The organism is Streptomyces sp. NPDC046303 (assembly GCF_055588085.1).
The window spans coordinates 23846-46662 of the sequence record NZ_JBVJFA010000016.1 but is presented as its reverse complement, the minus strand read 5'-3'; the positions used below and the strand labels follow the sequence as shown (position 1 = coordinate 46662).

22 protein-coding genes are annotated in these 22817 nt (G+C 72.8%); 8 read left to right on the top strand and 14 right to left on the bottom strand.

Translation table 11 applies throughout. From position 1 onward, the window contains the following. The first annotated feature begins 56 nt into the window (after positions 1-56). Complete coding sequence (locus tag ACZ6I1_RS18490; RefSeq protein WP_469288378.1) at positions 57-1259, top strand: amino acid deaminase/aldolase; 1203 nt, start codon at positions 57-59, stop codon at positions 1257-1259. Here ACZ6I1_RS18490 and ACZ6I1_RS18485 read toward each other — a convergent pair. The 4 genes from ACZ6I1_RS18485 to ACZ6I1_RS18470 form a co-directional block, all read right to left on the bottom strand. Further along, positions 1256-2512 (bottom strand): haloacid dehalogenase-like hydrolase, encoded by a 1257-nt coding sequence (locus tag ACZ6I1_RS18485; RefSeq protein WP_469288376.1) that lies wholly within the window; start codon positions 2510-2512, stop codon positions 1256-1258. The genes ACZ6I1_RS18490 and ACZ6I1_RS18485 overlap by 4 nt on opposite strands. A 104-nt stretch (positions 2513-2616) precedes the next feature. Beyond that, a complete protein-coding gene (locus tag ACZ6I1_RS18480; protein ID WP_469288375.1) occupies positions 2617-3402 on the bottom strand; it encodes a 3-oxoacyl-ACP reductase in 786 nt (261 codons plus the stop codon). 5 nt (positions 3403-3407) lie between these two features. Continuing rightward, a complete protein-coding gene (locus tag ACZ6I1_RS18475) occupies positions 3408-4772 on the bottom strand; it encodes an aldehyde dehydrogenase family protein (protein WP_469288374.1) in 1365 nt (454 codons plus the stop codon). Positions 4773-4809: 37 nt separating this feature from the next. Next, positions 4810-6174, bottom strand: a complete 1365-nt coding sequence (locus ACZ6I1_RS18470; protein ID WP_469288372.1) for a glutamine synthetase family protein — start codon at positions 6172-6174, stop codon at positions 4810-4812. Between the two features lie 77 nt (positions 6175-6251). On the opposite strand from ACZ6I1_RS18470, the gene ACZ6I1_RS18465 reads away from it, so the two are divergent. The 3 genes from ACZ6I1_RS18465 to ACZ6I1_RS18455 all read left to right on the top strand — a co-directional run bounded on the left by ACZ6I1_RS18465 (position 6252) and on the right by ACZ6I1_RS18455 (position 9386). Next, a complete protein-coding gene (locus ACZ6I1_RS18465) occupies positions 6252-6998 on the top strand; it encodes a FadR/GntR family transcriptional regulator (protein WP_469288370.1) in 747 nt (248 codons plus the stop codon). A gap of 129 nt (positions 6999-7127) precedes the next feature. Then, positions 7128-8606, top strand: a complete 1479-nt coding sequence (eat, locus tag ACZ6I1_RS18460) for an ethanolamine permease (RefSeq protein ID WP_469288369.1) — start codon at positions 7128-7130, stop codon at positions 8604-8606. Positions 8607-8678: 72 nt separating this feature from the next. Continuing rightward, positions 8679-9386, top strand: coding sequence for a gamma-glutamyl-gamma-aminobutyrate hydrolase family protein (locus ACZ6I1_RS18455; protein ID WP_469288367.1), 708 nt, complete (start codon positions 8679-8681; stop codon positions 9384-9386). A 695-nt stretch (positions 9387-10081) separates the two neighbouring features. Here the strand turns inward: ACZ6I1_RS18455 and ACZ6I1_RS18450 are convergent. After that, positions 10082-11002, bottom strand: coding sequence for a LysR family transcriptional regulator (locus tag ACZ6I1_RS18450; RefSeq protein WP_469288365.1), 921 nt, complete (start codon positions 11000-11002; stop codon positions 10082-10084). Positions 11003-11072: 70 nt separating this feature from the next. On the opposite strand from ACZ6I1_RS18450, the gene ACZ6I1_RS18445 reads away from it, so the two are divergent. Next, the gene (locus tag ACZ6I1_RS18445) at positions 11073-12194 is read left to right on the top strand and encodes a TDT family transporter (RefSeq protein WP_469288363.1); all 1122 of its coding nucleotides are present in this window, start codon (positions 11073-11075) and stop codon (positions 12192-12194) included. Here ACZ6I1_RS18445 and ACZ6I1_RS18440 read toward each other — a convergent pair. Both ACZ6I1_RS18440 and ACZ6I1_RS18435 read right to left on the bottom strand, forming a co-directional pair. Further along, positions 12191-12943, bottom strand: a complete 753-nt coding sequence (locus ACZ6I1_RS18440; protein ID WP_469288615.1) for a helical backbone metal receptor — start codon at positions 12941-12943, stop codon at positions 12191-12193. The genes ACZ6I1_RS18445 and ACZ6I1_RS18440 overlap by 4 nt on opposite strands. Then, a complete protein-coding gene (locus tag ACZ6I1_RS18435; protein ID WP_469288613.1) occupies positions 12940-13536 on the bottom strand; it encodes a helix-turn-helix domain-containing protein in 597 nt (198 codons plus the stop codon). Before ACZ6I1_RS18435 ends, ACZ6I1_RS18440 begins: the two co-directional genes overlap by 4 nt. A 237-nt stretch (positions 13537-13773) precedes the next feature. On the opposite strand from ACZ6I1_RS18435, the gene ACZ6I1_RS18430 reads away from it, so the two are divergent. The 3 genes from ACZ6I1_RS18430 to ACZ6I1_RS18420 are packed head-to-tail and all read left to right on the top strand — an operon-like array spanning position 13774 to position 16606. Then, positions 13774-14679, top strand: a complete 906-nt coding sequence (locus ACZ6I1_RS18430; RefSeq protein ID WP_469288611.1) for a 5'-3' exonuclease — start codon at positions 13774-13776, stop codon at positions 14677-14679. A 53-nt stretch (positions 14680-14732) separates the two neighbouring features. Continuing rightward, positions 14733-15572 (top strand): siderophore-interacting protein, encoded by an 840-nt coding sequence (locus ACZ6I1_RS18425; RefSeq protein ID WP_469288362.1) that lies wholly within the window; start codon positions 14733-14735, stop codon positions 15570-15572. Between the two features lie 32 nt (positions 15573-15604). Continuing rightward, positions 15605-16606: an RluA family pseudouridine synthase gene (locus tag ACZ6I1_RS18420; RefSeq protein ID WP_469288360.1), complete on the top strand. Its 1002-nt coding sequence runs from the start codon at positions 15605-15607 to the stop codon at positions 16604-16606. A gap of 15 nt (positions 16607-16621) precedes the next feature. On the opposite strand, the gene ACZ6I1_RS18415 is transcribed toward ACZ6I1_RS18420, so the two are convergent. From ACZ6I1_RS18415 to ACZ6I1_RS18385, 7 genes are all read right to left on the bottom strand, one after another. After that, the gene (locus tag ACZ6I1_RS18415; RefSeq protein WP_469288358.1) at positions 16622-16780 is read right to left on the bottom strand and encodes a hypothetical protein; all 159 of its coding nucleotides are present in this window, start codon (positions 16778-16780) and stop codon (positions 16622-16624) included. Positions 16781-16891: 111 nt separating this feature from the next. Next, positions 16892-19732, bottom strand: a complete 2841-nt coding sequence (locus tag ACZ6I1_RS18410; protein ID WP_469288356.1) for a DEAD/DEAH box helicase — start codon at positions 19730-19732, stop codon at positions 16892-16894. Positions 19733-19841: 109 nt separating this feature from the next. Next, positions 19842-20807, bottom strand: a complete 966-nt coding sequence (tatC, locus tag ACZ6I1_RS18405; protein WP_469288354.1) for a twin-arginine translocase subunit TatC — start codon at positions 20805-20807, stop codon at positions 19842-19844. Positions 20808-20854: 47 nt separating this feature from the next. Next, positions 20855-21148, bottom strand: a complete 294-nt coding sequence (gene tatA, locus ACZ6I1_RS18400; RefSeq protein WP_469288352.1) for a Sec-independent protein translocase subunit TatA — start codon at positions 21146-21148, stop codon at positions 20855-20857. Positions 21149-21331: 183 nt separating this feature from the next. Then, positions 21332-21532 carry a hypothetical protein gene (locus ACZ6I1_RS18395; RefSeq protein WP_469288350.1) on the bottom strand — a complete coding sequence of 67 codons (201 nt, stop codon included), beginning with the start codon at positions 21530-21532 and terminating at the stop codon, positions 21332-21334. 26 nt (positions 21533-21558) lie between these two features. Next, entirely contained in the window at positions 21559-21831 is a 273-nt protein-coding gene (locus ACZ6I1_RS18390) for a hypothetical protein (protein ID WP_469288348.1), read from the bottom strand. Between the two features lie 15 nt (positions 21832-21846). After that, positions 21847-22815 (bottom strand): helix-turn-helix transcriptional regulator, encoded by a 969-nt coding sequence (locus ACZ6I1_RS18385; RefSeq protein ID WP_469288346.1) that lies wholly within the window; start codon positions 22813-22815, stop codon positions 21847-21849. Positions 22816-22817: the final 2 nt, after the last annotated feature.

The window sequence follows — 22817 nt, the reverse complement described above, 5'->3', positions numbered from 1 at the left end:
GCAGGTCCGGGGCAGGACCTCTACCCATCGGTAGACCGGCGTGGCAAGCTCCCGCCATGAACTCCCCCGCCGCCGACCGCGCCCGGTACGACCGGGCGACCGCGCACCTGGACGCGCCGCTGGCCATCGTGGATCTCGACGCGTTCGACGCCAACGCCGACGATCTCGTGCGCCGGGCCGGCGGGAAGCCCGTCCGCGTGGCCAGCAAGTCCGTCCGCTGCCGTGCGCTCCTCGAACGGGTCCTGGCCCGGCCCGGGTTCGCCGGGATCATGTCGTACACCCTCGCCGAGTCGCTGTGGCTGGCCCGGTCCGGCTTCGACGACGTGCTGCTCGCCTATCCGTCGGCCGACCGGGGCGGGTTCGCCGAGCTGGCGGCCGATCCGAAGCTGGCCGGCGCGGTCACCGTCATGGTGGACGACGAGGCCCAGCTGGATCTCATCGACCGGTCGCGGGACGGCGGCACGCAGGAGGTCCGGGTCTGTCTGGAGCTGGACACCTCGCTGCGCCTGTTCGGGGGGCGGGTGCGGGTCGGGGCGCGCCGGTCGCCGCTGCGCGAGCCCGGGGAGCTGGCCGCACTGGCCCGTGCGGTCGGTGCCCGGCCCGGCTTCCGGGTGGTCGGGCTGATGGCGTACGAGGGCCACGTCGCCGGGGTCGGGGACGCGCTGGCCGGGCGGCCGGTGCGGTCGAGGGCGATCCGGCTGATGCAGGGCGCGGCCCGCAAGGAGCTGGCGGCACGGCGGGCCGCGGTGGTGCGGGCCGTGCGGGCGGTGGTGCCGGACCTGGAGTTCGTCAACGGCGGCGGGACCGGGAGCGTGGCGGAAACGGCGGCCGAGGAGGCGGTGACCGAGATCGCCGCCGGATCGGGGCTGTACGTTCCGCGGCTGTTCGACAACTACACCTCGTTCAGCGGACGGCCGGGGGCGCTGTTCGCCCAGCCGGTGGTCCGCAGGCCCGGGGTGGGCGTGGTGACCGTGCTCGGCGGCGGCTATCCGGCCTCCGGCGCGCCCGGCGCGGACCGGCTGCCGGTGCCGTACCTGCCGCAGGGGCTGCGCTACGACCCGCGGGAGGGCGCCGGCGAGGTGCAGACCCCGCTGCTGGGCGGCCCGGCCGACGATCTGCTGATCGGCGACCGGGTCTGGTTCCGCCATGCGAAGGCGGGCGAGCTGTGCGAGCGGTTCGACACCCTGCACCTGGTGGAGGGCGACCGGGTGACGGGCACCGCCCCGACCTACCGGGGCGAGGGCCGCACGTTCCTCTAGAAGACCGAGTCCGTCTGGTCCGGGATGACGCTCGCGTCGTCCCGCAGGACCGGGCCCTTGGTGCCGTCGCGGTCGACGTAGCCCGTCGTGGCGCACGGGTAGGGGGCGGTCTTCTGCGGCTTGGGTTCGATGAACATGGGGTTGACGATCCAGCGGCCGTCGCTGTCGTCGTACGCCCGGCACATCAGCTCGTTCTTGTTGCGGTTGACGACGAGCCGCAGGGCGGTCGCGTCGCGCAGGAACGAGATGTCCGTGTCGGAGTCGCCCGCGGCGAACACCTGGCGGCGGGCGGCGGGCTGGACCTGCTCGGCGGCAGCGCCGTGCACGCCGAAGACCTCCTGGTTGATCCAGCAGCGCTTGCCGTCGATGTACGTGATTATCGTGTCGGCGCCGTCCCGGACGGATCCGCAGCCCTTCAGGTGGGAGGTGAGCTTCCCGCCGCGGGTGGTGGTGTTGCGGATGCCGATGACGTGGTCCGCGTCGATGCCCACACCCTTGGCCCAGACCTCGACGACCGGCTGCGGGGAGGCCGAGCTGATCCAGACGTCGAAGCCGGCCTTCTGCAGGGTGTTGACCAGGGCCTTCTGCTGGTCGTAGTAGCGGACCCAGCCGGTGGCGGTGCCGCTGCCGACCTGCTGGACGGCGCCGATGGGCGCGGCGAGGTTCTCGGCGCGGGCCGCGGCGGCGAAGCCGCGGACCTCGCGGGCGGTCCAGCCCTGCATCAGCTGAGGGAGCCAGGCGTACGAGGGTTCGGTCGTGCGGCGGTCCCAGCCGGCGAAGGCGGTGGCTCCGGTCCGGGTGGCGGCCGTGCCGTACACGCTGTTGATCTCGTCGGCGCAGTCCGCGCCCTCGGGGGTGCCCGTGGGCAGCGGTGTGCCGGGGCGGGCGAGCGGCCCGCAGGCGTCCGTCAGGGCGGTGGCGGCGGCGGGGGTCAGGAAGCGGCTGGTGGCGGACCAGTCGGCGGGCTGGCGGATCCTGCCGTTGCGCAGGAGCCAGTACATGGTCGCGTCGCCGACGTCGTTCTTGACGACGGTGTTGTCCCAGTCGAAGACGGCCACGGGCTTGGGCCGCCGGCCGCAGCTGCCGTACCGGTCGACGAGCTGCTGCAGCCGGGCCTGGTTGTCCCCGTACCAGCCGGATCCGACGGCCGCCCGCCGGCAGGAGGTGTGGTCCGCCTGCGCGGGCGGTGCCAGGAGGAGGCCGGAGCCGGTGGCGGCTATGAGGGCGAGGGTGGCGGTTCGGCTTCTGCGCATGCTGCTCCTCGGGCTTCGGGGTTCGGGGTTCGGGGTTCGGGGTTCGGGACGGGAACGGCCGGGCGCCTGGTGGGGCGCCCGGCCGGCTCGGAAGCGGGGCGGGTCTACAGCGGGGTGACGTACGCGCCGGAGATGCCGCCGTCGACCAGGAAGTCGGTGGCGTTGATGAAGGAGGAGTCGTCGCTGGCGAGGAAGGCGACGGCGGCGGCGATCTCGGTGGGCTCGGCGAAGCGGCCCAGCGGGATGTGCACGAGCCGGCGGGCGGCGCGCTCCGGGTCCTTCGCGAACAGTTCCTGGAGGAGCGGGGTGTTGACGGGTCCCGGGCACAGCGCGTTGACGCGGATGCCCTCGCGGGCGAACTGCACGCCGAGCTCGCGGGACATGGCCAGGACGCCGCCCTTGGAGGCGGTGTAGGAGATCTGCGAGGTGGCGGCGCCCATGATGGCCACGAAGGAGGCGGTGTTGATGATGGAGCCGCGGCCCTGGCGCTGCATGTAGGGGAGGGCCGCCTTGCAGCACAGGTAGACGGAGGTGAGGTTGACGTCCTGGACGCGCTTCCAGGCCTCCAGGCCGGTGGTGAGGATCGAGTCGTCGTCCGGCGGGGAGATGCCCGCGTTGTTGAAGGCGATGTCGACGGAGCCGTAGGTGTCGAAGGCCGTCTTGAAGAGGGCCTCGACCTCCTCGGGGCTGGTGACGTCGACCTTCACGAACGTGCCGCCGACCTCCTCGGCCGCGGCCTTGCCGGCCGTCTCGTCGATGTCGCCGCAGACGACGTTGGCGCCCTCGGAGGCCAGGCGGCGGGCGGTGGCGAGGCCGATGCCGCTGCCGGCTCCGGTGATGACGGCGGTACGGCCGACCAGGCGGCGGCAGACGATCTCTTCAGTGCTCATGGTTCTCAGGCCTCCGTGCTGATGAAGACGTTCTTGGTCTCGGTGAAAGCGGTGAGGGCGTCGGGTCCGAGCTCCCGGCCGAGGCCGGACTGCTTGTAGCCGCCGAAGGGCGTCCAGTAGCGGACGCTGCTGTGGGAGTTGACGGAAAGGTTGCCGGCGGCGACGGCGCGCGAGACGCGCAGCGCGCGGCCGATGTCGCGGGTCCAGAGGGAGCCGGAGAGGCCGTACTCGGTCGCGTTGGCCAGGCGTACGGCGTCCTCCTCGTCCTCGAAGGGCAGGACGACGGCGACGGGGCCGAAGACCTCCTCGGCGGCGACGGGCGCGGTCGGGGCGACGTCCGTGACGAGGGTCGGCGGGTACCAGAAGCCGGGGCCCTCGGGGGCCTTGCCGCGGACCGCGGTGAGGTCGGCGGTGACGTAGGACCGTACGCGCTCCAGCTGGGTGCGCGAGATGAGCGGTCCCATCTGGGTCTTCTCGTCGAGGGGGTCGCCGACGGCCACGGATTCGATGCCGGGGGCGACGAGCTCGAGGAACCGGTCGTAGACGGAGCGCTGGACGAGGATGCGGGTGCGGGCGCAGCAGTCCTGGCCGGTGTTGTCGAGGAAGGACATCGGCGCGGCCGCGGCCGCCGCCTCCAGGTCGGCGTCCGCGAAGACGATGTTGGGGCTCTTGCCGCCGAGTTCGAGGGTGACGCGCTTCACCCGGTCGGCGCACTTGGCCATGATCTGCTTGCCGACGCGGGTGGAGCCGGTGAACACGATCTTCGCGACGCCGGGGTGCTCGACGAGTGCGTCGCCGGCGACCGCTCCGCGGCCGGGGAGCACCTGGAAGAGGTGCTCGGGGATCCCGGCTTCGAGGGCGAGTTCGGCGAGGCGCAGCGCGGTGAGCGGGGTGGTCTCGGCGGGCTTGAGGATGACGGCGTTGCCCGCGGCGAGGGCCGGGGCCAGGCCCCAGGCGGCGATCGGCATGGGGAAGTTCCAGGGGGCGATCACGCCGATGACGCCGAGGGGTTCGAGGAAGGTGACGTCGATGCCGCCGGCGACGGGGATCTGGCGGCCGGAGAGCCGTTCCACTCCCCCGGCGGCGAAGTCGAGCAGGTCGCGGACGTTGCCGGCCTCCCAGCGGGCGTTGCCGAGGGTGTGTCCGGCTTCGCGGACCTCCAGCCGGGCCAGCTCCTCGATGTGGCCGTCGACGACGGCGGCGAAGCGGCGCAGGATCCGGGCCCGGTCGGCGGGGGCGGCCGCCGCCCAGCCGCGCTGGGCAGCGGCGGCTCTGGCGACGGCGGCATCGACATCGTCCCGTGTGGCGGCCGGGACGATGGCGACGATTTCCTCGGTGGCCGGATTCAACACTTCCAGCGCGTCGGACACGTGGTGCCTCTCAGACGTTCGTCGGTCGGTTCGTGGGTTACAGGCGTTCGAAGGAGCGGCGCAGCTCCCAGTCGGTGACCGCGGAGTCGTAGGCGTCGAGTTCCACGCAGGCCATGTTCCGGTAGTGGGCGACCACTTCCGGGCCGAAGGCGGCCTTGGCGATCTCGCTGTTCTCCCAGAGCTCGGCGGCGTCGCGCAGGGTCGCCGGGACGTGCGCGTAGTCGCCGGTGTAGGCGTTCCCCGTGCACACCTCGGGCAGTTCGAGGCGGTTCTCGATGCCGTGGATGCCGGCCGCGACCAGGCCCGCGACGGCGAGGTACGGGTTGACGTCGCCGCCGGGGAGGCGGTTCTCGAAGCGCATGGAGCGGCCGTGGCCGACCACTCGGAGTGCGCAGGTCCGGTTGTCCACGCCCCAGGCGACGGCGGTGGGCGCGAAGGATCCCGGCCGGAAACGCTTGTACGAGTTGATGTTCGGGGCGTAGAGAAGGGAGAAGTCGCGCAGCGCGGCGAGCTGGCCGGCCAGGAAGTGCCGCATGAGGGGGGACATTCCCCCCGGCCCGTCTCCGGCCATCGCGTTGCGTCCGTCGGCGTCCTGGAGCGAGAGGTGGATGTGGCAGGAGTTGCCCTCGCGCTCGTCGTACTTGGCCATGAAGGTGAGCGAGACGCCCTCCTGGGCGGCGATCTCCTTCGCGCCGGTCTTGTAGACGGCGTGCTGGTCGCAGGTGGTCAGCGCCTCGTCGTAGCGGAAGGCGATCTCGTGCTGGCCGAGGTTGCACTCCCCCTTCGCCGACTCGACGATCAGGCCGGCGGCCTGCATCTCGTTGCGGATGCGGCGCAGCAGGGGTTCGATGCGCCCGGTCCCGAGGACGGAGTAGTCGATGTTGTACTGGTTGGCGGGGGTGAGGCCGCGGTAGTTGGCGTTCCAGGCCTGCTCGTAGGTGTCCTGGAAGACCATGAACTCCAGCTCGGTGCCGACCATCGCGGTGTATCCGTGCTCGGCCAGGCGCTCGAGCTGGCGGCGCAGGATCTGCCGGGGCGCGGCGACGACGGGCGTCCCGTCGTTCCAGCCGAGGTCGGCGAGGAGGAAGGCACTGCCGGGGTTCCAGGGGATGCGGCGCAGGGTGGCGGGGTCGGGGTGCATGGCGAAGTCGCCGTAGCCCCGGTCCCAGGAGGACATCTCGTATCCGTCGACGGTGTTCATGTCGGTGTCGACGGCGAGGAGGTAGTTGCAGCCCTCGGTGCCGTGCGCGAGGACCTCGTCCAGGAAGAACTGTGCGGCGAACCGCTTGCCCTGGAGCCGCCCCTGCATGTCGGGGAAGGCCAGGACGACTGTGTCGATCTCACCGCCGGCGACCAGGGAGCGGAGCTCCTCGATCGTCAGCGGCGGCTTGCGGTCTACCACGGGAATCTCTCCTTCGGTGAGCCGAGGAGGCCTAAGGTATTGAATAGAACCATTGCTTGGGAAGGGGAGGGGCCGAGATGACCGATACGGCGAGCGAGGGCGGCGCGATCGCGCGGCTGAATCCCGTACTGCGGCAGGTGCGGGCGGGCAACGGTTTCGAGGAGGCCCTCGAACAGATCCTCCAGGTGGTCCGGCTGGGCCTCGTTCCGGGCGGCGAACGGCTGCCGCCCGAGCGCGAGCTGGCCGAGCGGATGGGGATCAGCCGGGTCACGCTGCGCGAGGTGCTGAAGGTACTGCAGGACCAGGGGCTGGTGGAGGCGCGGCGCGGCCGGTACGGCGGAACGTTCGTGCTGCCCCGACCGGACACTCCGGCGGGCGGCGCCGAGGAGGAGCTGCGCCGGCGCGTCGCGGGCGTGGACATCGAGGACGCCCTGCGGTTCCGGGAGGTCCTGGAGGTGGGGGCGGCTGGGCTCTGCGCCTCGCAGGGGCTGGCCGAGGAGGGCGCCGACCGGCTGCTCGCCGCCCTGACCGCCACCCATGACGCCCCGCTCGCCGACTACCGGCGCCAGGACACCCTCTTCCACCTGACCCTGTGCGAACTGGCCGGGTCCGCCACCCTGACGGCCCAGTACGCCGCCGTCCGGGCCACGGTCAACGACCTGCTGGACTGCATCCCGCTGCTGGTGCGCAACCTGGAGCACTCGCAGCAGCAGCACACCGCGCTGGTGGAGGCCGTACTGGAACGGGACGCGGACGGGGCGCGCGAGACGATGCGCGAACACTGCTGCGGCACGGCGGCGCTGCTGCGGGGCTTCCTGGCGTGACCCGCCCGGCCGCCCACCTCACCCCCCGGGGCCTTTCGTAACGTCCGTTTAACGCAGAGGTCTTGCGCACTCCACCGCTCTACGGCAAAGGTACGCCCCACAACCATTGCCCCGAGGCAGGAGCGCACGATGGCCGACGACATCGAGGCACGGCTGAAAGCCGTGCCCGCACCCACCCCGTCCCCCGAGGGCGGCGACCGCCACGACGACTACCTCGAGCGCCGTACGCTGCGCCGCGGCAGCGCCGGCTGGCTGCTCCTGACCGGCCTCGGCGTCGCGTACGTGGTCTCCGGTGACTTCTCCGGCTGGAACCTCGGCCTCGAGAAGGGCGGCTTCGGCGGCCTCGCCATCGCCACCGTCCTGATGGGCGCGATGTACGCGTGCCTGGTCTTCTCCCTGGCGGAGCTCTCCACCATCCTGCCGACGGCGGGCGGCGGCTACGGCTTCGCCCGCCGCGCGCTCGGCCCCTGGGGAGGCTTCCTCACCGGTACCGCCATCCTCATCGAGTACATCCTGGCCCCGGCCGCGATCGTCATCTTCATCGGCGACTACGTCGAGTCCCTCGGCCTCTTCGGCCTGACCTCCGGCTGGCCCGTCTACCTCGGCTGCTTCGTCGTCTTCATCGGAGTGCACCTCTGGGGCGTCGGCGAGGCGCTGCGCTTCAGCCTCGTCGTGACCGCCGTCGCCGTCGCCGCGCTGCTCATCTTCGCCGTGGGCGCCTTCACCGAGTTCAGCGCCGACGGCCTGAACGACATCCCGGTCGATGCGAGCGCCTTCGGCTCGAACTCCTGGCTGCCGCTGGGCGTGCTGGGCATCTGGGCCGCGTTCCCCTTCGGCATGTGGTTCTTCCTGGGCGTGGAGGGCGTACCGCTGGCGGCCGAGGAGGCCAAGGACCCGGTGCGCTCCATGCCGAAGGCCCTCGCCATCTCCATGGGCGTCCTCGCGCTGCTGGCCCTGATCACCTTCTTCGCGGCGACCGGCGCCCAGGGCGCGGACGCCGTCAAGTCGGCCGGAAACCCGCTGGTCGTGGCACTGGAGGGGGACGGCGGCCCGACCGCGCTGAGCCGCTTCGTCAACTACGCCGGGCTCGCCGGTCTGGTCGCCTCCTTCTTCTCGCTCATCTACGCGGGCTCGCGCCAGCTCTTCGCCCTCTCCCGGGCCGGCTACCTTCCGCGCTTCCTCTCCCTCACCTCCCGCCGCAAGGCCCCCTACCTGGGCCTGCTCATCCCCGGCGCGATCGGTTTCGCCCTGGCCGCCGCCACCGGCAACGGCGCCCGCATGCTCAACATCGCGGTGTTCGGCGCGACCATCTCCTACGCGCTGATGGCCCTCTCGCACATCGTGCTGCGCCGCCGGGAGCCCGGCCTGGAGCGCCCGTACCGCACCCCGGGCGGCGTCCTGACCTCTTCGGTGGCCTTCGCACTCGCCCTCTCGGCCCTGGTCGCCACCTTCCTGGTGGACAAGGACGCCGCATTCATCGCCCTGGCCGTGTACGCCGTCGCTCTGGCCTATTTCGCGCTCTACAGTCGGCACCACCTCGTAGCCTCGGCTCCCGAGGAGGAGTTCGCGGCGCTGGCGCAAGCCGAGGCGGAACTGACCCGCGACTGACCCCGGCCGACCCGCGTACGACTCACGTCCGACTCCCCTGCCCGTATCGCCGCCCTTCCGGAGGTAAAGCCCGTGCCACGGCCGCTCATCGGCATCACCACCTACGTCGAGGAATCCACCCGTTACGGGGTGTGGGACCTCCCGACGTCCCTCGTACCGTCCGGGTACTACGAACTCGTCCAGGCGGCGGGCGGGGCGGCGGTGCTGCTGCCGCCGGACGAACCCGGGAGGGCGGCGGAGGTGCTGAGCCGGGTGGACGGCCTGGTCGTCGCGGGCGGCCCCGACGTGGATCCGGTCCACTACGGCGCCGCCCGTGACTCCCGTACGGGCGCCCCTGCCACGGTCCGCGACCACTGGGAACTGGCCCTGATCACCGCCGCGTTGGAGGCGGACGTGCCGGTGCTGGGGATCTGCCGGGGCATGCAGGCGCTGAACGTGGCGCTCGGCGGGACGCTGATCCAGCACATCGACGGGCACTTCGACGCCCCGGGCGAGACGTCCTGGCACCCGGTACGCCCGGTCCCGGGCACCCGGTACGCGGCCCTCATCCCGGAGGAGGCGGACGTCCCGACCTACCACCACCAGGCCGTCGACCGCCTGGGCCACGGCCTGATCGTCTCGGCCCACGCGGTGGACGGAACGGTGGAGGCCATCGAGATCCCCGACCCGGCGCGGTGGGTGCTGGGCGTCCAGTGGCACCCGGAACGCGACAAGGACACCCGGGTCATGGCCTCCCTCATCGCGGCGGCCGCCCTCCACACCCCGGTCCCGGTGGCCTGACGCTGCGCGACAACGAGCCCTCACGGGATGCGGCACCGTTGCCTTTCAGCCCGCCGGCGATCGAGACGCGGGGCCCCGGGGCGAAGCCCGGCCTGTCAGCCCGGCCGCGATCGAGACCCGCGGCCCCGGGGCGAAGCCGGCCTGTCAGCCCCGCCGGCGATCGAGGCGCGGGGCCCAGGGGCCGAAGCCCGGCCTTTCAGCCCCGCCGGCGTTTGAGGCGCGGGGGTCCGGGGGCGGGCCCCCGGCAACGGCGCCGCACCCGGCACACCCCCCGCCAGGACCGAATCCAGCCCCGCCGGCGATCAAGGCGCGGGGCCCCCGGGCGGAGCCCGGCCTTCCAGCCCCGCCGGCGATCAAGGCGCGGGGCCCCCGGGCGAAGCCCGGCCTTCCAGCCCCGCCGGCGTTTGAGGCGCGGGGGTCCGGGGGCGGGCCCCCCGGCAGCGGCGCCGCACCCGGCGCACCCCCGCCAGGACCGAAACCAGCCCCGCCGGCGATCGAGACGCGGGGGGGGCCGGGGCCGATGCCCGGCCTGTCAGCCCCGCCGGCGTTTGAGGCGCGGGGGTCCGGGGGCCGGCCCCCGGCAGCGGCGCCGCACCCGGCGCACCTCCCGCCAGGACCGAGATCCAGCCCCGCCGGCGATTGAGGCGCGGGGTCCGGGGCTCAGGCCCGGCGGCGAGGCCTCGGCCGGCAGGCGCCTAGGAACGGCGGGTCAGCGACAGCAGGTCCCGGGCCGGCCCGGCCGGCCGGGCACCGGCGGGCCAGACCGCCCGCAAGGCCCGCCCCAGGGCCGCGCCGGCGACCGGCACCTCCACGAGCCTCCGTGCCGCCAGCTCGTCCCCCAGCGCCAGCTCCGACAGGACGCACGGCCCGGCCCCGCTCAGCGCCGCCGCCTTCACGGCCGTGGTCGACGCCAGTTCCAGCAGCGGCGCCGCCAGCCCCCCGGCCGAGGCCAGCGCCGCGTCCAGTACCTGCCGCGTCCCCGAGCCCCGCTCCCGCAGGATCAGCGGCGCGGACGCCAGCTCCGCCACCTCCACGCCCTTCGAGCGCCGCGCCCACGCGTGCTCCGGCGCCACCGCCACCACCAGCCGGTCCTGCGCGATCACCGCCGAGTCCAGCCCCTCGGGGACCGTCAGCCCCTCCACGAAGCCGAGGTCCGCCTCGTGCGCGAGGACCCGCTCCGCCACCACCGCCGAGTTCCCGGCGTGCAGCGACACCGCGGTGTCCGGCCGCTGCCCGCGCAGCGCGATCAGCCAGCCCGGCAGCAGGTACTCCGCGATCGTCATGCTCGCGGCCACGCGCAGCCTCGAGTCCCGCCGCCCCCGCAACGCCTGCGCCCCCGCGTCGAAGGCCTCCGCCGCCTCCACCACCCGCCGGGCCCAGTCCGTGACCAGGGCGCCTTCCGCCGTCAGCGTCGACCCCCTGGGCGAGCGGTCGACCAGGGCCACCCCCAGCCGCGCCTCCATCGCCCGGATCCGGCTGCTCGCCGCGGGCTGGGTGATGCCCAGCCGCCGGGCCGCACCGCTCAGACTGCCGACGCGGGCCACGGCGAGCAGCAGCTCCAGCGCCCCCAGGTCCGGCACCCGGTGCGCCAGCGGAACCCACTCGTCATTACCCATAACATCAGTTTATGACCTCATAGGGCGGAGACCTCTGCCACCCCTTCCCACCAGGGAAGATGCTGCATCCATGGCCACCACCCTCGTGCGACCCCGCACCACCGCCACTTCTTCCGAGACCGCCCCCCGGGCCCACAAGGCCCTGCGGCAGCTCGGCCCCAACTGGTACGCCCCGATCATGGGCACGGCGATCGTCGCCAACGCCGGCGCCACCCTCCCCTACCAGCTCCCCGGCCAGCGCGTGGCCTGCCAGCTCGTCTGGGCGCTGTCCGCCGTCGCACTCGCCGTCCTGCTCACCGCCCGCGCCGGCCACTGGCTGCGCCACCGCGACCAGGCCCGCGCCCATCTCCTGGACCCCGCCGTCGCCCCCTTCTACGGCTGCCTCTCCATGGCGCTGCTGGCCGTCGGCGGCGGCACCCTCATCGTCGGCAAGGACCTGATCGGCACCGGCGCCGCGGTGGCCGCGGACGCCGTGCTGTTCGCCGTCGGCACCGCCATCGCCCTGGTCATGGCCGTGGTCGTGCCCTACCTGATGGTGGTCCGCCACAAGGTCGAGGCCCGTCAGGCCACCCCCGTCTGGCTGCTCCCCCTGGTCGCCCCCATGGTGTCCGCCGCCCTGGGCCCCCTGCTGATACCCCATCTGCCCGCCGGGCAGCCCCGCGAGGCCATGCTGCTCGCCTGCTACGCGATGTTCGGTGTGAGCCTGCTGGCCGTCCTGCTGATGCTCCCCCTGGTCTTCGGCCGGCTGATCGTGGGCGGCCCCCTCCCCCTGGCCCTGACCCCCACCCTGTTCCTGGTCCTCGGCCCCCTCGGCCAGTCCACCACCGCCGTGAACCAGCTCGCCGACATGGCCCCCCAGTCGATCGGCGCCCCCTACGCCGGCGCGCTCGGCGCCTTCGCCGTCGTGTACGGGGTCCCCGTGATGGGCTTCGCCCTGCTGTGGCTGGCCCTCGCCTCGGCCCTGCTGGTGCGGGCCGCCCGTCACGGCATGGGTTTCGCGATGACCTGGTGGGCGCTGACCTTCCCCATCGGCACCTGCGTCACCGGCGCCGCCGGCCTGGCCCGCCACACGGGCCTGACGGCCTTCGCCTGGCTCGCCGCGGCCCTGTTCCTCGTCCTGCTGGCCGCCTGGCTGCCGGCCGCCGCCCGTACCCTGCACGGCCTGTTCACCGGCCGCCTCCTCGCGGCCTAGACGCGTCGGCCGGATACCCCCTCTAGTGCCTGCCGCAACGCCCCGGCCAGTACGGCCGGGGCCTCGGCGAGCGAGGGCCCGTACCAGGTGAGGTGGCGGCCGCTGACCAGCGCGGCGGGCAGACCCGGGAAGGCCTCCGGACCGTCCTGCGCGGCGAAGGGGTACGGCTCGTCCGGGAGCACCACCAGATCGCAGCCCGCGGCCGCGAGCTCCTCCACCGGAATCCTCGGGTACCGCTCCGGGTGGCCCGCGTAGACGTTGCGCACGCCCAGCCGGGCGAGGAGGTCGCCCGCGAAGGTGTCGCGGCCCAGCACCATCCACGGCCGCCGCCACACCGGCACGAAGGCCTTGAGCTCGGCGGCCGGCTCCGCCCGGGCCCATGCGGCCTCGGCGTCCGCCAGCCATCCCGGCCTCGTCAGCCCCAGGATCCCCACGAGCAGCCGGTCCAGCTCCCGCAGGGCCTGCGGGAGGTCCCGTACCTCGGTGACCAGCACCTCCACCCCGGCCGCCCGCAGCGCCGCGAGGTCCGGCTCCCGGTTCTCCTCCTCGTTGGCGATCACCAGGTCGGGGCGCAGCCCGGCGATCGTGCGCACGTCGGGGTTCTTCGTCCCCCCGATCCGCACGGCGCCGCCGAGGTCCCCGGGGTGGGTGCACCAGTCCGTGACCCCGACCAGCATTCCGGGCGCGGTCACGGCCACCGCCTCGGTCAGGGACGGCACCAGCGAGACGATCCGCCGCACGCCGCTCAGTGCCCGGGCGAGGGCGGCTCGGACGTGGCGTGGATGTGGTCGCCCACTGCCACCACCAGGATCCGGGTGTCCTCGGTGACGGCCCGCCAGCGGTGCCGTACGCCTCCCGACAGGAACAGCGCGTCGCCGCTCTCCAGCCGGTACGCCCGTCCCTCGGCCTCCACCTGGCAGGCGCCCTCGACCACGTACATCAGCTCGTCGTTGCGGTGCTGGTACTCGCGCCCGGCGTCCTGGTCGCCGGTGAATTCCAGGGCGTGCAGCTGGTGGTGCCCGCGCACGAGGGGCCGTACGCCCGGCACCGGCGTCAGCCCGGATTCGTCACCGGCCCGTACGAGGTCCACCGTGCGCGCGGTGTCCGACGCGGCGAGCAGTTCGACGGCCGTGGTCTCCAGCGCGTCGGCGACCCGCTCCAGGGAGCGCATGCTGGGCCGGGCCCGCTCGTTCTCTATCTGGCTCAGGAACGGGACCGACAGTCCGCTGCGCGCCGACACGGCGGCCAGGGTCAGATGGAGCGCGCGGCGCCGCTTGCGCACGGCCACGCCGACCCGGAGCGGCTCCTTGCCGTCCTTGTCCTTTTCCTTGTCCCTGTCCATCGCCATGCCCTCGGGGCTCTTGTCGTCCAGGCCGTCCGTGCCGTCCCTGTTGTTCATTTCGGGGCTGCCCTCCCCTTGTCCGTCGCACATCGGTGTGCTGTAAGCACCTTACGCAGCAACCGCCCCTCGTTTCGCGTGCACGGGTGTTCCCGTACCGGATCGCTCACCGTCCGTGGCCGTCCGGCGGCCCCTCGGCGGGGTTGCGGCATCATCGTCTCCGTGACGACACGACGCCTGATGCTCCTGGACACCGCCTCCCTCTACTTCCGGGCCTATTTCGGCGTGCCGGACTCCGTGAAGGCCCCCGACGGCACCCCCGTCAACGCCGTGCGCGGACTGCTCGACTTCATCGGCCGGCTGGTCCAGGACCACCGCCCCGACGACCTCGTGGCCTGCATGGACGCCGACTGGCGGCCGCACTGGCGGGTGGAGCTGATCCCCTCGTACAAGGCCCACCGGGTCGCGGTGGAGACCGAGACCGGCCCCGATGTGGAGGAGACCCCCGACACGCTGGCCCCGCAGGTCCCGATCATCGAAGCGGCGCTGGACGCCTTCGGCATCGCCCGCGTGGGTGTGGCCGGGTACGAGGCGGACGACGTCATCGGCACCCTCACCGCCCGCGCGACGGGCCCGGTGGACATCGTCACGGGCGACCGGGACCTCTACCAGCTGGTGGACGACGCCCGGCAGCGCCGTGTGCTCTACCCGCTGAAGGGCGTGGGCAGCCTCCAGGTGACGGACGAGGCGTGGCTGCGCGAGAAGTACGGGGTGGACGGTCCCGGGTACGCGGACCTGGCGCTGCTGCGCGGGGACCCGAGCGACGGCCTGCCGGGCGTCCCGGGCATCGGCGAGAAGACGGCGGCGAAGCTCCTGGACGCCTACGGCTCGCTCGACGGGATCATCGCGGCGATCGACGACCCGAAGTCGAAGCTGACACCCGCCCAGCGCAAGCGCCTGGACGAGTCCCGCCCCTATCTGGCCGTGGCTCCGAAGGTGGTACGGGTGGCCGCCGACGTCCCGCTCCCGCCCTTCGATCCGGCCCTTCCGGCCGCCCCGGCGCAGCCGGAACTCGTCGAGGCCCTCGCCCATCGGTGGGGTCTGGGCGGCGCCGTGTCGCGCCTCAGCAGCGCACTTCGACCTTGAGATGCTAACTTAGGTAATCCTAAGTTCGGTTCAGGGGAGTCAGGGGAGACACCGTGGCAGAAGGACGCGCCCGCACCGTCGGCACCGCCGTCGTCGTACGCACCGAGCGGCTGACGCCGCACATGGTGCGCATCGTGCTGGGCGGTGACGGGCTGGCCGGATTCGGCGCGGGCGAGTTCACCGACCAGTACGTCAAGATCCTCTTCCCCCCGCAGGGCGTCACCTACCCCGAGCCGTGGGACCTGGAGGGGATCCGCGGCCATTTCCCCCGGGCGCAGTGGCCGCGCCAGCGCGCGTACACCGTCCGCAGCTGGGACCCGGCGCACCGCGAGCTGACGCTCGACTTCGTCGTCCACGGCGACGAGGGCCTGGCCGGCCCCTGGGCGGCGCGGGTCCAGCCGGGTGAGGTCGTACGGTTCCTCGGCCCGGGCGGCGCCTACGCCCCGGACCCCACGGCCGGCTGGCACCTGCTGGTCGGTGACGAGAGCGCGCTGCCGGCGATCGCCGCGGCGATGGAGCGGATGCCGGCCGGTGCGCGGGTCCACGCCTTCGTGGAGGTCGAGGGCCCGACCGGCGAGCAGAGGATCACCACCCCGGACGGGACCGCCCCCGTGTGGCTGCACCGCGGCGACCGGCCCATCGGCGAGGCCCTGGTGGCGGCGGTCACCGCGCTGGAGTTCCCCTCCACCGACGTCCACGCCTTCGTCCACGGCGAGGCGGGCTTCGTGAAGGAGCTCCGCCGCCACCTCCGGCTGGAACGCGGCATCGCCCGCGAACGCCTCTCGATCTCGGGCTACTGGCGCCTGGGCGAAACCGACGAGGGCTGGCGCGCGATCAAGCGCGAGTGGAACGCGGCGGTCGAGGCCGAACAGGACCACGCCACCGCCGCGTAGCCGCACCCGGACGGCGACATAGCCTGTCCTTGATGAGACGCAGAGCCCAGGCACCCCCCTCGCCCCTCCCGCAGCGCGCCGGCATCGACCCGGTGCGGCTGCGGCTGCCACCCGACCCGGAGGGCGCGTGGCCGGATCTGGGCGACTACCTGGCCGCGCGCTACGCCGGCACCCGCGGCGCCGAGTCCATCGCGCACCTGCTGGCCGCCGGCCGGGTCCTCGGCCCGGGCGGGCGGGTCCTGCACGCGCAGGACCCGTACGAGCCGGGCTCCTACCTGTGGTTCCACCGGGACATGGAGCCCGAGCCGCCCGTACCCTTCCCGATCTCCGTCGTCCACCGCGACCCGCACCTCCTGGTCGTGGACAAGCCGCACTTCCTCGCCACCACCCCGCGCGGAAGCCACATCACCCAGACCGCCCTCGCCCGGCTCCGCACGGAGCTGGACCTGCCCTCCCTCAGTCCGGCGCACCGCCTGGACCGGCTGACCGCGGGACTGGTGATGTTCAGCATCCGGCCCGAGGACCGCGGGGCGTACCAGCTGCTCTTCCAGCAGCGCCGCGTGCACAAGGAGTACGAGGCCCTCGCACCGTACGACCCGGCGCTCGCCTTCCCCCGCACGGTCCGCAGTCGCATCGAGAAGGCCCGCGGGGTCATTGCGGCGACCGAGGTCCCGGGGGGCGAGCCCAACGCGGAGAGCCTGGTGGAACTCACCGCGACCCGGGGCGGGCTGGGGCGCTACCGGCTGGTCCCGCACACCGGCCGCACCCACCAGCTGCGGGTGCACATGAACAGCCTCGGCCTGCCCATCCTCGGCGACCCGGTGTACCCGCGGGTCACCGACCCGGCTCCGGACGACTACCGTCGGCCGCTGCAACTCCTGGCCCGCGTACTGGAGTTCACCGACCCGGTCACCGGGGTCAGCCACCGCTTCACCAGCGGCCGCACCCTCCAGGCCTGGCACGACCGCGCCGCCTGGGAAGCGGGACCGGGCGGCGACGAGGGCCAGGGGGCAGGCCCTCCGGGCCCGGCGTGACCCGCACGACGCCCCCTACGCCGAGGCGTCGGAGCGGCACGGTTCCCACAGCCGCCGGGCGGCGGGCCGGCCGGAACCGGCGAGCAGCCTGCGGTCCGGCACCGGCGAGGGTGCGACGGTGGACTCCAGCAGCCCGGCGAGGAGTTCCTCCTTGCCGCCGACGCAGTGGTACATCGTGGCCCGGCAGTTCGGCCGCCGCGCAGAGGAGTCCCTCGCGCGGCAGCCGGATCATGGCCGGAAATCAGATCACGCCATCCCCGCCCCCGGAGGAAGCACCGAAGGCGACTAGCCGACCGAACTGTAGGCCACTACGCCCCGCAGCAGCGCGTCGACGGCCTTGCGGGCATTCTTGGCCACCGTGCTTCCGCTGTCACCCGAGGCCGAGGGCGCCGCGGCCGCGATCTGCCCCAGCACGTCGATGACCTGCTTGCACCAGCGCACGAAGTCACCGGCCGGCATCTCCGCCTCGCGCAGCACCTCGTCCAGGCTCTTGTCGGAGGCCCACTGGTACGCCGCCCACGCGAAGCCGAGGTCCGGCTCGCGCTGGCCCACGCCCTCCGCCTGGTTGATGCGGTGCTCCTCCTCCAGGCCGTCGAGCCGGCCCCAGATGCGGACCATCTCGCCCAGCGCGGCCTTCGCCGCGCCGCCCGGCACCTTCGGGGCGACCGCGTCGTCGGACTGCCGCGCCTCGAAGACCAGCGCCGAGACGCAGGCGGCCAGTTCTGCCGGGCTCAGGCCCTCCCAGATCCCCGCGCGCAGGCACTCGGAGGCCAGCAGGTCCAGCTCGCCGTACAGCCGGGCGAGCCGCTTGCCGTGCACGGTGACCTCGTCGTCGCGCAGGTAGTCGAGCTCGGTCAGGAGCGCGTGGATCCGGTCGAAGGTGCGGGCGATGGTGTTCGTCCGGCCCTCGATCCTCCGTTCCAGCTGCACCGTGTCCCGCTTGAGCCGGTGGTAGCGCTCCGCCCAGCGGGCGTGGTCCTCGCGCTCGTCGCAGCCGTGGCAGGGGTGCGCCCGCAACTCCGCCCGCAGCCGGGCGATCTCGCGGTCGTCGGCCGCCGCGGCCCGGCCGCGCCCGCGCCGTTCCGGCGTGATGTGCCCGGCCTTGGAGCGCAGCTGGGACGCGAGGTCGCGACGGGACTGCGGGGAGCGGGCGTTGAACGTCTTGGGGATCCGCATCCGGTCGAGGGCCTCCACCGGGACGGGGAAGTCGATCGCGGCGAGCCGCTTGACCTGCCGCTCGGCGGTGAGCACCAGCGGACGCGGGCCCTCGGCGTACTCGTACCCGCGGTGCCCGTTGACCCGCCCGGCCGGCACGCCCGGGTCCAGGACCAGCGCGAGCCCGGCGAACTTGCCCGTCGGCACGTGGATGATGTCGCCCGGCTTGAGCTTCTCCAGCGAACTGGCCGCCTGCACCCGGCGCTGCGCCGCGCCCTGCTTGGCCAGCTCGGTCTCCCGGTCCTTGAGGTCCCGGCGCAGCTGCGCGTACTCCTCGAAGTTCCCCAGGTGGCAGGTCATGCCCTCCTTGTAGCCCTGCAGGCCCTCCTCGTTGCGCTGCACCTGCCGGGAGATCCCGACGACCGAGCGGTCGGCCTGGAACTGCGCGAAGGAGGTCTCCAGCAGCTCGCGCGAACGGTGCCGCCCGAACTGGCTGACCAGGTTCACGGCCATGTTGTACGACGGCTTGAAGCTGGAGCGCAGCGGATAGGTACGGGTGCCCGCGAGCCCGGCGAGCGCCCCCGGATCCATGCCCCGCTGCCACAGCACCACCGCGTGGCCCTCGATGTCGATGCCGCGCCGCCCGGCCCGGCCGGTGAGCTGCGTGTACTCGCCGGGGGTGATGTCGGCGTGCTGCTCGCCGTTCCACTTGACCAGCTTCTCCAGGATGACCGTGCGGGCGGGCATGTTGATGCCCAGCGCCAGGGTCTCGGTGGCGAAGACGGCCTTGACCAGGCCCCGTACGAACAGCTCCTCCACGACCTCCTTGAAGGTGGGCAGCATGCCCGCGTGGTGCGCGGCGATGCCCCGCTCCAGGCCTTCGAGCCACTCGTAGTAGCCCAGGACGTGCAGGTCCTCGGCGGGGATGGAGGCGGTCCGCTCCTCGACGATCTCGCGGACCCGCAGGCGCGCGGAGTCGTCGTTGAGCCGCAGGCCCGCGTACAGGCACTGCTGGACGGCGGCCTCGCAGCCGGCCCGGCTGAAGATGAAGTTGATGGCGGGCAGCAGCCCGTCCCCGTCGAGGCGGGCGATGACCTCGGGCCGCGACGGGGTCCAGATCCGGCCGCGGGAGCGCCGCTCGCGCTCGCGGTCCGCCTCGCGGACCATCTTCCCGCGCCGCCGGTCCTTGGGGACGTAGGTGCGGCTGTTCTCCTCGCGCGCCATCCGCAGCAGGTCGGGATTGACCTCGCGGCGGGCGGAGCCGCGGCCGCCGTGGTCGGACGCCTCCTCGAACAGGTCGAAGATCTTGCGGCCGGCCATGACGTGCTGCCACAGCGGTACGGGCCGCTCCTCGGAGACGATCACCTCGGTGTCGCCGCGCACCGTGTCCAGCCAGTCACCGAACTCCTCGGCGTTGGACACGGTCGCCGACAGCGATACCAGGGTCACCGACTCGGGAAGGTGGATGATCACTTCTTCCCAGACGGCTCCGCGGAACCGGTCGGAGAGGTAGTGCACCTCGTCCATCACGACGTAGCCGAGGCCGCGCAGCGACTGGGAGCCCGCGTACAGCATGTTGCGGAGCACCTCGGTGGTCATGACGACCACCGGCGCCTCGCCGTTGACGCTGTTGTCGCCGGTCAGCAGGCCCACCTTGTCGGCGCCGTAGCGCTTGACGAGGTCGGCGTACTTCTGGTTCGACAGGGCCTTGATGGGCGTCGTGTAGAAGCACTTGCGGCCCTGCTGCAGGGCCAGGTGCACGGCGAACTCGCCGACGATGGTCTTGCCCGAGCCGGTCGGGGCGGCCACCAGGACGCCCTTGCCCGCCTCCAGTGCCTTACAGGCCTCGACCTGGTACGGATCCAGGTCGAAGGAGTACATCTCGCGGAAGGGTGCCAGCGCGCTGGCTTCTTCGGCGGCGCGGATCCGGGCAGCGGCGTACCGCTCGGCGGGTGAGAGTTCTTCGGTCATCTTGAGATCGAGCCTACCCGCCCCCTCTGACAACAGTCGCGATCATTTAAGTGAGGACCGCAGGGCCCCGGGACCGCACGCGGAAGGCTCACGCTCCGGAGCCTGCCGGTCAGGTCGCGTCGTCGTAGCCGTTGATCCGCTGCCGGCCGCCGTCCGCCTGCCCGGGCAGCGCCGCGGGGGCGGGGACCGCTTCCATCTCGCCGATCGGCGCCGGGGAGAGGTCCAGCGGGGAGGCTTCGTCGTCGTCGAGGCCCGCGTCGGGATCGTTGCGCTTGCGCCGGCGGTCGTTGACCAGGCACACGCCGAGCGCGACGAAGTAGAGGGCCACGATCGGGGCGGCCAGCGACAGCATCGTGAGCGGGTCACCGGTGGGCGTCGCGAAGGCGGAGAAGACCGTGATGCCCAGGACCATGGCGCGCCACCAGCTCGCCAGCCGCTTCGCCGTCAGCACACCGGTGAAGTTCAGAAGGATCAGCAGCAGCGGCAGCTCGAAGGCCAGGCCGAAGACGACGACCATGCGCGTGATCAGGTCGAGGTAGTCGTCGACCGGGAGCAGGTTGCGCGCGTGCTCGGGGGTGAAGTCGAGCAGGATCGTCGCGGTCTGCGGAAGGACCTTGTACGCGAGCACGGCGCCGGCGCCGAACAGCGGGGCTCCGACCGCGACGAAGCTCATCGCGTACTTCTTCTCGTGGCTGTGCAGGCCGGGAGCGGTGAACGCCCACAGCTGGAACAGCCACACCGGCGCGGAGAGCACCACTCCGGCGGTGAGCGAGACCTTCAGGGCGATCGAGAACGGTGCGATCAGACCGTTCACGGTCATGTCGGCACAGGGCCGGCCGTTGCGCTGCGAGACCACCCCGTCGGTACAGCCGACGGAGTCCAGCATCGGCTTCAGCATGAAGTCGATCAGGTCCTTGTAGAAGAAGGCCGCCACGACGGTGATCACGAGGATCGCCAGGACCGACTTCAGCAGACGGTTTCTCAGCTCACGCAGGTGCTCGACGAGCGGCATGCGCCCTTCGGCGTCCTTTGCCTGTCGTCCTTGCTTCTCCTGCTTGCGGGCAGACTTGAGCAACCCACGTCCCTTGTCTCGTTGCAGATGACTGGCGTGTCCGGCTTCGGTCAGCCCTTGGCGGTGCGGTTCGGCTCGGTGACGGGCCGGGAGCTGGTGACGTCACCGGGCGCGGCCTGGATGGTGCGCGGGGCGACGGGCTGCTGCGCCTGGTCGGCGGCCGGGGCGGCGGCGGCCGCGTCCTCCGCTTCGCCGTCCTTCTTCATGGCCTTGGCCTCGCTCTTGAGGATGCGGGCCGACTTGCCGAGGGAACGGGCCATCTCGGGGAGCTTCTTGGCGCCGAACAGCAGCACGATGACAGCGATGATCAGAAGGATCTCAAGGGGCTTCAGATTGCCGATCATGTGTGTCTTCCTTCTCACCGAAACGGCTGGTTGTGGTGGCTGTGGACGGCTCGGACACAGATCCGGTAACCGCTCAGGCAAGGATCGTAACCCCCGGGGGTTAACGCCCGGCAATCCCCCGGGATATCCCCGCTTGCGCGCGGGACCCCCGTCCATGCCCGGCTCGCACCGGTTCGTCCCGCTTCAGGACCGCATTCCGCGGCCCGTCCGGGCGAGATCGGCCGCGGCCCGCTCGAGGTCCTCCGAGGCCTCCGCGATCCGCCGGCTGGCCGCCGCGACCTGCCGGGACAGCCTGCGGACCTCCGCGAAGACCCGTACGGCCGGCACGGCGAGGACGGCGATCCCGAGAAATCCCAGGGCAATTGCGAACATCGGCCACAGCATGGGACGAGCCTAGGCCACCGGACGGCTCACAGGCTCCGCAGGGTGCTCACGCCTCCGCCGGTCAGCAGTTCCACGATGCGCTCACCCGCGGGCTTGCGCACGGACGCCCCGCACTGCGGGCAGGTGAAGGAGTAGAACGTGGTCCGCCGGCTGCCGCCGATGACCAGCCGCAGGGCGCCCGCGTCCAGCTCGAAGCGGGACCGGCAGTCGGGGCAGGCCGCCTTGAAGGCGACACACCCCGATGAGACGGATGTAACCGATGAAGCTGACGAAACTGGCGTACCGGACGTAGGCGTCATCGACCGCTGCTCCCCTCAGACCTGTTCCGCGTACCCCGCGAGTGCCTCCCGCGCCGCGCTGCGCGCACTGTCCGCCAGCTCCGCGGGGGCCACGATCCGCCCCTCGCGGCCCAGCCGCAGCGCGAGCCTGCGCAGCGAGGCCGGATCCGGGCTGCGCAGCGTGATCCGCAAGCCGCCCCCGGCCAGTTCCTCGGCACTGTCGTGCGGGTAGTACTCGGCGACCCAGCGCCCGCCGGGCCCCACCTCGACCACCACCTCCGGATCCTCGGCGGCCGGCTGGACCAGCCCCTCGGACAGGTCGCGCGGCTCGATGGCGGGCGGCTCGGCCCGCTCGTCCAGCAGCCGGATCTCCGCGACCCGGTCGAGACGGAAGGTGCGCCGGGCCTCGGAGAGGTGGCACCACCCCTCCATGTAGGTGTGCCCGACCGCGAAGAGCCGGATCGGGTCGACCTTGCGCTCGGTGAGCTCGTCGCGCGCCGGCGAGTAGTACCGCAGCCACAGCCGGCGCCGCTCCGCGATGGCCCGGTCGACGTCCGCGAAGACCCCGCCCTCCGACTCGAAGGTCACCGACAGCCGGGAACTGGCCCCGGCGGCCTCGCCCGCCGCTGCCTCCAGCTTCGCGGTGGCCCGCAGCAGCGCGTCCCGGTCCCCCTCGCGCAGCCCCGGCAGCGTCGCCACCGCACGGGCGGCGACCAGCAGCGCGGTCGCCTCGTCGGCGGCCAGCCGCAACGGCTCCGCGGTGGACTCCCCCGAGGCGTCCGGATTGCGCCACCAGATCCGCTCGCCGTCGGTGTCGATGTCGAGCAGGTCCCCGCCGCGGAAGCTGGTCCCGCACATGGGCAGCACGTCGAGGTCCGAGATCAGCTCGTCCTCGGTGATGCCGAAGGCCCGCGCGACGTCGGCGACGTGCGCACCCGGGCGCTCGCGCAGGTACGTCACCAGGGACAGCATCCGGCGGGTCTGGTCGATGGCGTTGGCAGCCATGC